The sequence below is a fragment of the Plastoroseomonas hellenica genome (genome assembly GCF_018129085.1).
Classification (GTDB): Bacteria; Pseudomonadota; Alphaproteobacteria; order Acetobacterales; family Acetobacteraceae; genus Plastoroseomonas; species Plastoroseomonas hellenica.
The window spans coordinates 85,254-97,438 of sequence record NZ_JAAGBB010000008.1; the positions used below are offsets into that span (position 1 = coordinate 85,254).

Below are 12,185 nucleotides of genomic sequence, written 5' to 3' on the forward strand. Positions count from 1 at the left end.
CTCATACGGTGGCCATCAGAGCCCGGATCTGCTCGGCTTGGCTGCTCGCCGCATCCAGAGAGGCGGCGTCAACGTCTAGTAGGGCCGCCATGTGTTCCGCCAACTCTGCAGCAGCGCGCGCTCGGCTTGGGTCATAACGGCCACCCTTACTCTTTGAAGGCCAAGCGCGCGGCGGGCATCGGAGTTGCCGCGGTCTAAGCGGCCCATTCGTCAGCGCTTCGTCCATCCCGGTAGTCGGCCCTCATCCAGCCAGGCGTCAACGATGTGCGTGATGGTCCCCGGAACGCCGAAGCTTGTCCGGGCACTCCACGGGTGTCCCTCCAACACCAGACTGCAGACGTGCCCGCCTGGGTTGCAGCGGATCTTCGCACCGCGATAGCTGTAATTCGGGCCGCCCCACTCGCCGACCTCGGCGGTGCGCAGCAGCTCGCCGCGCGGTTCGTACCAGGGACGGGTGATTGGCGATAATGTGGGGCCTGAGGACATGGCCCTTTATCGCTGCGGCGCCCGATAGTCGACAACCTCACGTTCACCCGTGCGTTGAATCCGCCTTCCAGAGAGGCGCGTCATGGGCAAGCCGCCGCCAGCCGCTCCGAAACGCACTGCGCGGCGCCTAGCGCCAGCGGCGGTCACGCTACCGCCCGTCATCGGGATCCCGTCGCGCTATCCCGGCTTCATAGAGCCGGCCCTCGCAACGCGCATTCTCCGTTGCGGTTGCAACACCGAACAGGATTCTTGGTGATCGGGCAAACTTTCCAATGCCGGCTCTGCCGGCACCCGCCGTGACTAAGGTCGCTCCCCTTCGCACCGAGGCTGGTGCTACCCGCGCCGCGTTCGCGGAGGTGGAGGGCACGGCGCTATGGAGATCTTGGGCTTCTTGGTCGGGATCGGCCTCATGATTCTGTGGCTCATACACCGCGAGGTCATGGGGGTAGTCTTCACGATCACCGCGGTACTCATGTTCGTTGTCGGCGTGATCAAAGCTATTCTCTGAGCCGCCGGCACGCCTCACCGCTGAGTGCGGAACCGCTCCAGGGCTTCGATCAGGACGCGCGCCAGCCTCGCCGCATCGGCCGGTGTGAGCGCGATGGGCAAACGCTCATCTCTGGTCTCGACTGCAAAGGCGATCCTGCCCTGGAGAACGGCGGCCTCGCTCTCGACGGCTATCGCCTCCACAAGTTCGTCCCAGGGATCATCCCGTGGTGTCTGCATCTGACCTCGATGGCCACGCGCGGGCGACCGTGAGCAAGCGCGGAATGACCAAGCATTGGGCGGATTTCATAGGTGCCTGCGTCGTGCGGGCACCTCCGCGGAATTTCCGCGCTACTCACGGCGGCAGGTCAGCAAGCCGGTTCAGCGGCCGCTTCGGCGGCATCCGGGTGAAGAAGAACCCGCGCTCCCAGATCGCCCGACGCGCAGCCGCGGCATCGACGCCGACCACCGACACGTGGGGGTCCAGGTCGATCGACTTCCACGGCGACCAGGGGGCATGCTCGGCCGGGAGGATGGCGCTATCCGCGTCGGTCCGGGTCAGCGCCATAGCATCGCCCAGTCCGCGCCAGGCGAGGACGCGCATCCCGTCTACCCATTCCCCAGCCCGCAGCGGCGCCTCAGCACCGGCACTCCGCTGCGGCGGCGGGTTCGCCTTCCAGAACCGCGCCACCTTCTCCAGCCACGCAGCGACCGGCTCAGGGACCGCGTTGCGGCCTCTCTCCCACTCATAGCCGGCGCTCGTCGCATATCCGAACAGGGCTGCCAGCGCGCGGCTGCTCAGCCCCATCATTTCCCTGATCTCGCGTAGTCGCTCTGGCGTCATGCGGCTTTCTCGGCAGCCTTCGCCATCCGGCGCCGCTGGCTGCGCAGCATCATGCCCAGCAGCGCCCGTAACTCGCCGCTGAAGCGCGCCTGTGGAGACACAAATGCAATTCACCCTCCCTCTCTCGCTCTCTCTACATCCATATTCCTTCTCTGCGACCGCTGCGACCTTCAACAGGCCGTTGAGCACCTGTTCCCTGGTCGGCATCTCGACATCCACGATCGCCTTCGTGCGCTCTGATCGGGGGCCATCCGGTGCAGGGGCGGGTGCAGGCACGCTGCGACCACCGACAAAGCGCAGCAGGGGCAATGCGTGCTGAGCATCGACCTTGCGGAGGGCGTGGGCGGGCAGAAGGGGGGCGAGACAGCCGAGCCCGGACCCTGCGCGGCACCCCTGGCCGACCGGCCGCAGACCCCCCCACCCCGTCACCCCCGGCGGCAGGTGGAGCGGACGGGGTTCCCTCCCTCTCACCGCTTCCTGCTTCTGAAAATTCTGCGGTCGGGATTTCGCCCCGTGTTGCGGATCCAGTTGCTCGGGCGGCGGCGCTCTGCATCGAGGCGTCGCGGGAGTTCGGGGTGCTGTCGGATGCGGCGCTGCGTGCGGATGAGGACCAGGCGAGCGCGGCCTATGGCGACATGTCGGACCGCATGATGGCGACGGGGCGGGCGATAATGGTGCTGCGAGGAAGAGCGCTACCGACTGGGATGAGGTGATCGTTGCGCGCGTTCTGCTAAAGGCGTCCGCCGACATTCTGCAGTAGTCCCGCGTCTGCCTGCATTTCGGCACCAGAGCTGAGATCGAAGACTCGTTCTGCGAACATCATCGTAAGCGCAAGGGCGAGCCCGAAAGCAAGGCAGAGAAAGTAGTCGCGCATCGCGACCTCCATCGTTGCGCAAAAGCATTCGCGGGGGCATCGCTTCTACGGGAGGCACGCGAGGGGAAGGCTACCAGGCATCTCGAACGGGCGGCGGGGATTCGCATTCCGCAACATGTGCGCACCTCCACGACAACCGGCGGACCGGCATGACCGGAACGGCTGAAGCCCGCCGGCTTCGCAAATCTGTGAACATGCTGCCGTCGGAGACGAAGGCTTTGCTCGCGGCCCCGGACAAGGCCGCGGCGCTGAAGCGCGAGGTTGCGCAGCGGATGTCTGAAATCCGCCTGCACCTCTATGAGCCGTACCCGAAGCAGATGGCGTTCCACGATGGCCGTCAGGTGGTAGGCCGCCTCGGCGCCCGCCGACCACGTCTTGCCGGTCTGATTGCCAGCCATAAGCAGGCGCTCGCGATACGTCGCCCCCGCCTAACTATCCGGCCTCGTCCAAGGGGCGCCGGTTCCACAAGCCGACGGTGGGCTGGGCGACTGGGGTCAACGAGCTGACGCGCGACGCGGCGCAGCGGGTGCTTTGCGGCTGAGCGGCGGCGATCAGCGTGAGACGGTCGCGAAGGACACGGTCATGTCTTACGCGCCAGGAAGTGGCGGCGCGCAAGGGAGGGAAAATTCGCTGCTTCTACGATGTCTTAGCAGGTACTCGCGGGTGATCGGAATGGAGGTTAGGCCAAATTCTAAATATGTAAGACTAAATGAGGCACTTCGGGCGACGTTGTCGCGCATTTGGGTGATCGGCGATGTGAGCGCAGCGAAGCCCCTGGGGACGCGCGGCCTGCGCGCACCGCGACGACATGCTGCTGCTAAAATCCGTCGGTCGTGAGCGAGGGTATGAGCCCGGTCCTGCCTTCTCTGTCGCCACCGGTCGCACGCGAGATCAGCGGGTGAAGGCGGGCAGGATCCCGTTTGCGAGGAGGGCGTGCCGGGTGAACACCTGTCCCGGGACACGCGGCCGGTCGGTCTCGGAGGTCATCACCACCGTCAGGCCAAGCTGCGGCAGCACATAGAGCATCTGGCCGCCGTACCCCCACGCGAAGTTCACGCCTTGCCCCGCGGCCTCGCCAACCCACCATCCGAGGCCGTATTGCTGGCCGCTGAAGCTGGAGCGCACCGCAGGCCGCCAGGCTTCGGCCAGGAATGCCGAGGGGATGACCTGACGGCCCTGGTGGCGGCCACCGCTACGGCAGCACTCCCCAAAGGTCAGCAGAGCGCGCGGGGCGAGCGCCATGTCGTTGCCGCCAAAATAGAAGCCCTGCGGGTCGCGCCGCCACTCCGGCACCGCAAAGCCGAGCGGCCTGCCCAACCAGTTTTGCACCAGGTCACGGAGCGATTGGCCGGTCGCTCGCGCCAGGGCCGCGCCTAGGATGTGGGAGGAGCCCGTCGAATAGATCATCTGGCCGCCCGGTTCATCGGCGAAGGGCCGGGCGAGGGCGAAGTGCAGCCAGTTACCGCTGGCGACCCAGCGGCCGTAGTTGCTGCCGGACGTACTGTCCAGCCCGGCGCGCATGCCGGCCAGGTGCCGGATGGTGATGAGCGCCACGCGTGGATCCGCGTCGGACGGCACCAGGCGGCCGAGGATGGGGGCAATGCGATCATCGAGCGAGAATACACCCCGCGCCGCGGCGATCCCGGCCAGGGTGGCGATGATCGTCTTGGCCGCCGACTTGATGTTCTCCGGCCGGCTCAAGCTGGCCCCACGCCAGGCGCGCTCGATTTGGGGCACACCCTGCTGGGCGACGATCAGGGTGCGGAGGTCGGGTGTGGCGTCGGCCAGGGCGCCTGCGTGCGAGAGTGGGGAGGGCTCCGGTCCGGCTCCGGCAGCGCGGGCCGGGGCCGCTGCGAGGACCAGGGCAGAGCACAGGGCGGTACGGCGGGTGGGAGGCATGATGGAGAAATGGTCCTGCGCCCGCATTCCGCTACGCATCACGGCCCCTCCGGTCCACGGCTGCTGGTTTCGATTGCAGCGCGTCATCGCCTGGACGCACGAGGACGTCGGTCTGGGCGGCCCACGGGCGGCTGCCATTCCTGGCGCTTGCGCGCGGACCAGGCGTAACGGGGATCGCCGTCGAGGAGGTGCAGGTGGTCGGAGAGACGATTGCGCTCCATCCACCCGATCGCGGCCTCGAGCTCGCCGAGCGTCATCTCGGCCCGGCTCTTGTTGCCGCAGATGCGCTTCAAGCAGGCGTTGTAGCGATGATAAAGACCGGGCCCGGAGAGACCGCCGCGCATCCCGGCGCGGCCATCCTCGTCTTCGATGGCCTGCGTGCCGACGAGCTCGCCGAGCTGAGCCCTGAGCCTTCGCTCGATCGCGGAGGGCGGGCCCAGCATGTCGGCCTGCGTGGCCTCCTGCTCCGGGCGCCGAAGGGCGAGGTCCGGACCGGGCCGAAGCAAGTCGAAGCGCATGGCGAGGGCATTGGACTGCAGCGGGATGATGCTGTCTCGCGGGGGCGGGAGCTGATCTCGGAGCCAAAGGGGCAGGGCACCTTGTCCGCGGCCGGGCTTTGGTCGGCGGGCCAGGGTTCCCTGCTCGGTCTCCATCCGCCGCCGAAAATCCGCGAACAGGGGATCATCTGGATGGAACACCAGTGCGCGTTGTGTTTCGTAGGCGCCGGCATGCGGATCCACGCGGGTGGCCCTTGCGATCATCTGCTCGAGCCATGGACGGGAGCGGATGTGGGTGAGGGCGGCGACGACCGCGACCTCGGGAACGTCGAGCCCTTCGTAGGCCATCGCGACGGTGACCAGGATCGAGGGCTCGGGGCGGAGCCGGAAGGCGGCGAGCACCTGATGGGCATGCGCTTGGTCGGAGGTGGCAAGCTGCGCGACATGATCTGCCTGAGCGGCCGGGATCCAGCCGCGGATCACATCGAGGTAGTGCTTGGCCGCCAGCTGGTCGGGAGCGACGACGAGCAGCTTGCCGAGCCCGCGCGCGGCCGTGCCGGCAGCGAGGCCCCGAGCTTCGCGTCGTTCCGCGCGGATGCCGCGGACAGCGACGAAGGCCTCCCGCAGCAGCGCCTCGGCGAAGCCGGTCCGCAACGCGGTGAACAGAGCCGGGCGGGTGGTCTCGGAGGGGTAGGGCGCGGAGAGGCGGTGAGGGCCCACCTCGACCTCCTCCTCCCGCCAGGTCGCCTCTCCGTCGAGCGCACCGAAGGTCACGGGCAGCACCGCTTTTTCGGCGAGGGCCTGGGAACGTGAGTATCCGATCACCGCCCAGCCGGGCGCGTCGAGCTCCACCTCGCGGGTGCGGGCTTTCCGACCCTTGCGGTAGGGCAGCCAGAGGATGGCTCTTCCGTCCGCTCGCTCGAGTGTGCCGGAGAGTAGAAGCCGCACCCTGGCACACTCCAGCAACGGCAGGATGGCGCGTGACCAGCTGCTGGCCTCATCCGTGTCCAGGAAGGCCGCCTGCGCAGCAGCGGCGGGGTCGGTGTCCGCTAGAGCGGGGAGGTGGTGCATCTCGTCGATGACGAGGAGCGTGCGGTACCGGCGAAATTCGGCGAGGTGCAGGTCAGGCGCCGCGGTGACGCCCTGATAGGTGGTGACGTATCCCGCGAGACCACGTGCTGGGTCTGGCGTGTTGTCGGCGGCACGGATGCTGAGGCTGTGCGGGAGGGCGGCCCGCCAGGCAGGGTCGGCGAACGCCTCCTCCGCCTGCAGGCGCAGGCTGTCGCGGGGGACGATCCAGCAAACGCGATCGACAATGCCGGCTTCGACCAGTCGGCTTGCGGCGAGGACGGGCAAGAGGGACTTACCGCCGCCCGGCGTGACTGCCGCGAGGATGTCGGGTGCGTCGCTTGCTCCGGTGGCGATGGCCTCGGCGATGCCGCAGAGCTGTCTTTGGTGCGAGCGAAAGGTGCGCGGGGTCAGCGGCGCTTCTCCGGTTCTGTAGCCGGCGAGAATCTTGATTCCTCGAGATTCCCGTGTCCAGCACCGGTGGCGTTGTGGGGTCGCGCGACGGCTACGTGTGGCGTTCCGGACTTGGTCGCATTGCGTGATGAACTTGTTGTCCGGCCCCAGCAGCGCCGGGCATCGCAGAGCGGGTTCTGGTCATCGGGCCGCGTCACCGCACCATGGAGCGGGGCCGCGACTGACCATCGCCGGGGCGACCTGTCCAGCGCCTCGGCCCGATCGGTGTCGGGCAGCATTCGACTCGGCGCCCGGATGCGCCAGCGGGCAGCGATAAGCGCCGCTCGGAGCGCTTCACAGCATCGGGTTCACTGGCGGCGCAGCGCGGGCTCGCTCCCGACCCGGGCACGCTTGCCGGGCCGACGCCGCGCCCCCGGCCACGCGTCGGACGGACGCGTTCAGCCCGTCTTGTGACCTTCCATGCGCTCCGGCGACCGCGTCGGCCGCGCGGTGAACGGCCGATGATCACCTGCTTCTCACAAGCTGGAGCGCCTGGGCGACGGACACCAAAGTGCTCTGCCGCGCGTTTTACAGCGACCCGGTTCTCCAGAGTGCGGATGTCCAGGGTGCCACCAACCCACCTTGGGGTTTGCCCCTCGTGCGCGTGCGGTGGCGCAGGAAGGTTGAGAACGCATCGCGGCTTGCATCGAAGCTGCGGCAGGCATGCGAGCGGAACCGCAGGTTAGGACCCATGCGCAGGTCAGCGAAAGATCGGTCGAGGGATTCTTGTCGCTTCGTTGCACCGGCGACCGCGTCCGCAACCTGCAACTGCCGCATCGCCCTCGGGCAAGCGCGCGAGCCGGGGAGTGCGCACGCCGGTCGTCGTCGCCTCGTCGCGCCGCCGCTCCTGGGTGCGGATCGATGAGAACCACGCTCCGGCTGCCCGCAGAGGCGTCTGCCGTCGATGACACCGCCGACCGTGCCCGCGGCGACGGCACCCATGAGGTTGCGCCAGGCTTGGCCTACTTGCGCTTGGCCATTGTCAACGTCGCCTTCATAGGGCGGCATGGAGCCGGCGATCGCGATTGGATGCTGGTCGATGCCGGCTTGCCGGGCACGCGTGCTTTGATTGAGCGCGCCGCCGCCAGACGGTTCGGGTCAGGATCCCGCCCTGCCGCAATCCTGCTGACGCACGGCCATTTCGACCATGTTGGTGCGCTCGAAGGCTTGGCGAGACATTGGGATGTGCCGGTGATCGCGCATCGTCTCGAACTGCCCTACCTCGATGGCTCGGCGGCGTACCCGCAGCCGGACCCGTCGGTTGGCGGTGGATTGATGAGCCGACTCTCGCCGCTGTTGCCCCGCCGACCCGTGAATGTCGGGAGCCGCCTGATAGCATTGCCGCAGGACGGCTCGGTACCGATGCTGGCTGGCTGGCGCTGGATTCACACACCAGGCCATAGCGTCGGCCACGTTTCCTTCTGGCGAGAGGAGGACCAATGCCTCCTATCCGGCGATGCCTTCGTCACCACGCGCCAGGAGTCGCTGTACGCCACAGCGATGCAGAAGCCAGAAATGCACGGGCCGCCCGCCTACTTCACAGTGGATTGGCAGGAGGCCGGAGCATCTGTGCGCCGGCTTGCGCAGTTGGGGCCAGACCTGGTCGTCTCAGGTCACGGCCGCGCCATGCGTGGACCGCACATGCAAGCGGCACTCCGTCATCTGGCCGCCGAGTTTGAGCTCTGGTCCACGCCTGAGCACGGGCGGTATGTCACGACGCCCGCCACAGTTCTGGGCGGCACGGCGTATATCCGGAAGTGACGCACAGCTGTGAAGCCGCCGCCCACCGCCCAATGGGTCGGCGGCTAGAGAGCCGGACGAGAATCGTCCTTCGCGAACGCCCGGCCATCTTCCAGCCGGCTCACACGCGAAGGTCGGCTGGCCGAGGCCTCCGCTCTGCTGCAACGCCATTTGGGTGGTGGGACGCCACCCAACGTCTCTGATGCGGTGGCGCAGGGGCGTGCCGGTCACATCGCCGCAGGGCGGCCGCGCATCACGGACGTCGATCCCGAGACGGGCGAGGCGCTGCGCGCGGCCCCGGCGCTGCTGAAAGGCATGACCGCCCCCGGTCCAGGGCGGACCGATCGTCTCAGCGTGCCCGCCATGCCGCGGACATGGACGTCACCGCGGAACTTTCTCGACCGGCTCCCCCAAGGTGGATGGGGGCATGGCCCGGGCGTCCTGCGCGCGCCGACGCGCGTGCCGGAACCGATGCCGGATGGCGCCGAGTTCTTGGCGGGCTCCCACTCTGGCGATGCTGGGAGCCGCAGCTACAAGCTCTACATCCCCAGCACCTATCGTGGCGCGGCGGGGCCGCTGATCGTCATGCTGCACGGCTGCACCCAATCACCGGACGACTTCGCCGTCGGCACTCGCATGAACGCGCTCGCCGAGGAGCACGCCTGCCTGATCGCATATCCGAGTCAGACGCAAGCAGCCAATCCCCAAAGATGCTGGAATTGGTTCAGCCCTGGTGATCAGCAGCGAGACCGAGGCGAGCCCGCGCTCATCGCCGGCATAACGCGCCAGGTCATGCGGGACTACACGGTCGACCCAGGGCGCGTGTACGTCGCCGGGCTCTCCGCCGGCGGCGCGGCAGCAGCCATTATGGCGCGCGCCTATCCTGATCTTTACGCCGCGGTCGGCGTCCACTCCGGGCTGGCCTGCGGCGCGGCTCGCGACATGCCCTCCGCCTTCGCAGCGATGCGGAACGGCGCGCCGGCGCCGGGGCAATCCGGTCATGAAGGAACAGCCGGAGGAAGAGTCCGGCGCACGGTGCCGACCATCGTGTTCCATGCAGATAGGGATGCCACGGTGCACCCGCGCAATGGCGAGCAGGTCATCGACCAGGCCGGGGCGTCCGGGTCATTGCGGCCCGAGGTCCAGCGCGGACAGGTGCCTGGTGGGCATGCGTACACGCGAACCCTATACGCGAACGGCGCCGGGGAGGTCGTCCTGGAGCACTGGCTCATTCACGGCGGCGCGCACGCCTGGTCCGGAGGTAGCGCCGCCGGGTCCTACACCGATCCGCGCGGTCCTGATGCTTCGCGCGAGATGCTGCGATTCTTCCTGGCCCATCCGCATGGCGCCGGGAGCATCTGAGTGAGCTGCGAGCGCGCCGCCGCCAGCGCGCCAGGAGGTACTCGGGACCTCTGGGCTACGGCATTCGCGGCGACGTTAGGTTCCAAGCCTACACTGCAGACGACGTGTCGGTTGCTTGCCTCGGGGGTCCGACCGCTATGCTTCTGTGTTGACGATCTGGGTCGAGGCGACGCCCGGGTGCGACGATGGCGCGGCCTGCCGACCAATGCGCCGGCGGCAGCGGGTACATTCCGGCTTCTCGGAGCCGGTGCTGAGGTGAGGACCGGTGCGCCGCCGCCGCCGGCTTGAGACATGAGCCTCCAGACGCGCGAAAGCTCCGCAACTGTCCGAAGCCAGGCCGCGTTCTTGGCGAACACCTGCTGTCGTGACCGCCACTTCGCGAGGAAGCCAACTTCGCACAGTGCAGTCCGGATCGGGCGCTACTGACATGGGTTCTGGCAGGGCCGCCGTAGGTGCCGCGACCTCGAATGCGAGGCGGAGATGGCGGCCTCGGTATGGGGCGCGGACGGGCTGCCGCGCCCCCGGCGCGCGTTGGATCTGGTTCGAACAGGAGGTCTCAATGCACCCGCCCCTGCGCATAGGGCTCGTCGCCCACGACGCCAAAAAGGCCGAGCTCATCGCGTGGGCGCAGCGGTGGGAGGATTGGCTGGCCCGCCATAGCCTCGTCGGGACCGGCACCAGCGCCGACGACATCGAACAGGCCTGTCCTTCGCTTCGTGTCGAACATCTGCGGAGCGGCCCTGACGGTGGTGACATGCAGCTCGGGGCGTGGATTGTCGATGGGGGGATCGACGCACTCGTGTTCCTCCTCGACCCGGCAAGCGCCCATGCTCATGAGGCAGATTTTCGCGCTCTGATCCGCGTCGCTCTGATCGCCGGCATCCCAGTCGCACTCAGCGAAGCCAGCGCGGAGCACCTTGCGATAGGCATGTCACTGCCGGCTCCGGCGGTCGCGGAGCCCGAGTTCCGCGAAATCTATTCGAGCTCCAACGGCGATCACTGGAGGCTTGGAATCGTACGCGGGCGGATGTTCGTCCGACACCAGCCGAACGCAGCTTCCGGCGGCACCACGACCGACACCGACGTCGAGCAGTTTCTCAGCAGCGGCACGGGCCCCGAGCATCAGGCGCTGAGGCGGATGATCGAGCAGCGGAGGCGCGGGACCGAAGCGCCGTGAGACGGATGACGGTCCAAACGTCACTTACGAAGATTGCAGACCTGAAACTTTCTCCGCCGCTCGGCGTTGATGCAGCGAGCGCATTCCGCTCACGGAGACTTCTATGAAGCATTATCTCTGCGCTGCGCTGGCTGCAGGTCTGCTGCTGGGCGTCGCGGCCTGCTCAAACCCGCGCAACGATCCGCCTGGAACGGCCACACAGCGTGCCTACGATCGCAACATGGGCACGAACACCTCCGGCGCAAATCCGACGCAGTCGGATGGCCGGCCTGGCAATCCGCCCGGGAACGCCGCCGAGCGTGCATACGATCGCGCGACTGACTCGAACACGTCTGGCGCCTATCCCCGCAACCGGTGATGGCCGGTCCTGCCTCGGACCTTCTGGGTCCGGGGCAGCAGCCAAGGGATGCGAATGACGGATCGCTCATTCTATGTTTTGTGCGTCGGCGGCCGCTGGAAGTTCAAGTGCGGTCGGCGGGAGCAGGACGCTGACGATCGTGCTTCGGCGATGCTCAGCGCGATTCTTGCCGCCCACGAAGCTGGAGAACGCGGCAGCAAGGCACGCGTCATGTGCCGCGGCGAGGATGCACAATGGCGGGCCGAATGGACCTACGGCCGTGACCGGCTGCCGACCCTACACCCGGATCGGGCCCGCTCCTGACGCCCAAGCTCCTGAGACGTCAAAGCCGGGCGGACGGTCCGTCCCAGGCGGCAGTGGCGCGATCCGAATTGGCGTCGGTTCTGATGCGCAGGCCTTTCGAAGTGGCAGGCGACGACGTGCGGCGCGGGTACCCTCACTCAAGTTTCGGCTTGCCATTGGGGAAACCGGACCGGTCGCGATAGTCCCGAGCGGTGCCACGGCGCTGGTGCAGTGATGAGAGCTCCTGATGGCAGTACAGATCGAGGAGGCTGACGCCCGCAACCGCCAAGAGAGCAAGCTCGACGTTGTCGCGTTGCTTTCGGGTGCGGCAATTGGCTGCCATCAGCGTGAGTAGGTCGAGGCCATCTCCACCGATCCGGCTGGCGATCCCGGAAGCGGGATTGATCGAGAGTGCCCCCAGTCCGGATGCGATTTCGCGCACGCCGTAGCTCCGGATGAGCCATTCGGCGCCTTGCATGCCGAATGCACGGGCGAGGCGCCGCGCGCCCAGCAGCTCGATGACGCCGAGCGCGATGCTGAACCAGCCAAGCCCGCGGGCAAGACGGTCCGGGCCGCGCAGCGAACTCCGCCCAGTCTCGAGGATCCGGGGCTCGCGCGCCGACCGTGCACGGTCGGCTGCTCTAGCGAGGATGGTCATG

General features: G+C 67.8%; 10 protein-coding genes. 5 read left to right on the top strand and 5 right to left on the bottom strand.

What is annotated here, in order from left to right; translation table 11 throughout:
* Positions 1 to 1,008: 1,008 nt before the first annotated feature.
* From GXW71_RS08675 to GXW71_RS08690, 4 genes are all read right to left on the bottom strand, one after another.
* On the bottom strand, positions 1,009 to 1,212 hold the full coding sequence (locus tag GXW71_RS08675) for a hypothetical protein (RefSeq protein ID WP_211852089.1): 204 nt from the start codon (positions 1,210 to 1,212) through the stop codon (positions 1,009 to 1,011).
* A 115-nt stretch (positions 1,213 to 1,327) separates the two neighbouring features.
* Positions 1,328 to 2,035 carry a helix-turn-helix domain-containing protein gene (locus GXW71_RS08680; RefSeq protein WP_211852090.1) on the bottom strand — a complete coding sequence of 236 codons (708 nt, stop codon included), beginning with the start codon at positions 2,033 to 2,035 and terminating at the stop codon, positions 1,328 to 1,330.
* 1,546 nt (positions 2,036 to 3,581) lie between these two features.
* Complete coding sequence (locus tag GXW71_RS08685; RefSeq protein WP_211852091.1) at positions 3,582 to 4,616, bottom strand: serine hydrolase domain-containing protein; 1,035 nt, start codon at positions 4,614 to 4,616, stop codon at positions 3,582 to 3,584.
* 56 nt (positions 4,617 to 4,672) lie between these two features.
* Complete coding sequence (locus GXW71_RS08690) at positions 4,673 to 6,607, bottom strand: DEAD/DEAH box helicase (RefSeq protein ID WP_367617273.1); 1,935 nt, start codon at positions 6,605 to 6,607, stop codon at positions 4,673 to 4,675.
* A gap of 861 nt (positions 6,608 to 7,468) precedes the next feature.
* Between GXW71_RS08690 and GXW71_RS08695 the strand changes: the two genes are divergently transcribed.
* The 5 genes from GXW71_RS08695 to GXW71_RS08715 all read left to right on the top strand — a co-directional run bounded on the left by GXW71_RS08695 (position 7,469) and on the right by GXW71_RS08715 (position 11,547).
* Positions 7,469 to 8,368: an MBL fold metallo-hydrolase gene (locus tag GXW71_RS08695; RefSeq protein ID WP_211852092.1), complete on the top strand. Its 900-nt coding sequence runs from the start codon at positions 7,469 to 7,471 to the stop codon at positions 8,366 to 8,368.
* Positions 8,369 to 8,554: 186 nt separating this feature from the next.
* Positions 8,555 to 9,709: an extracellular catalytic domain type 1 short-chain-length polyhydroxyalkanoate depolymerase gene (locus GXW71_RS08700; RefSeq protein WP_367617269.1), complete on the top strand. Its 1,155-nt coding sequence runs from the start codon at positions 8,555 to 8,557 to the stop codon at positions 9,707 to 9,709.
* 559 nt (positions 9,710 to 10,268) lie between these two features.
* Positions 10,269 to 10,886, top strand: coding sequence for a methylglyoxal synthase (locus GXW71_RS08705; RefSeq protein WP_211852093.1), 618 nt, complete (start codon positions 10,269 to 10,271; stop codon positions 10,884 to 10,886).
* Between the two features lie 103 nt (positions 10,887 to 10,989).
* Entirely contained in the window at positions 10,990 to 11,244 is a 255-nt protein-coding gene (locus tag GXW71_RS08710; RefSeq protein ID WP_211852094.1) for a hypothetical protein, read from the top strand.
* Between the two features lie 48 nt (positions 11,245 to 11,292).
* Entirely contained in the window at positions 11,293 to 11,547 is a 255-nt protein-coding gene (locus GXW71_RS08715) for a hypothetical protein (RefSeq protein WP_211852095.1), read from the top strand.
* 133 nt (positions 11,548 to 11,680) lie between these two features.
* Here GXW71_RS08715 and GXW71_RS08720 read toward each other — a convergent pair whose 3' ends face one another.
* The gene (locus tag GXW71_RS08720; RefSeq protein WP_211852096.1) at positions 11,681 to 12,184 is read right to left on the bottom strand and encodes a hypothetical protein; all 504 of its coding nucleotides are present in this window, start codon (positions 12,182 to 12,184) and stop codon (positions 11,681 to 11,683) included.
* Position 12,185 lies beyond the last annotated feature (1 nt).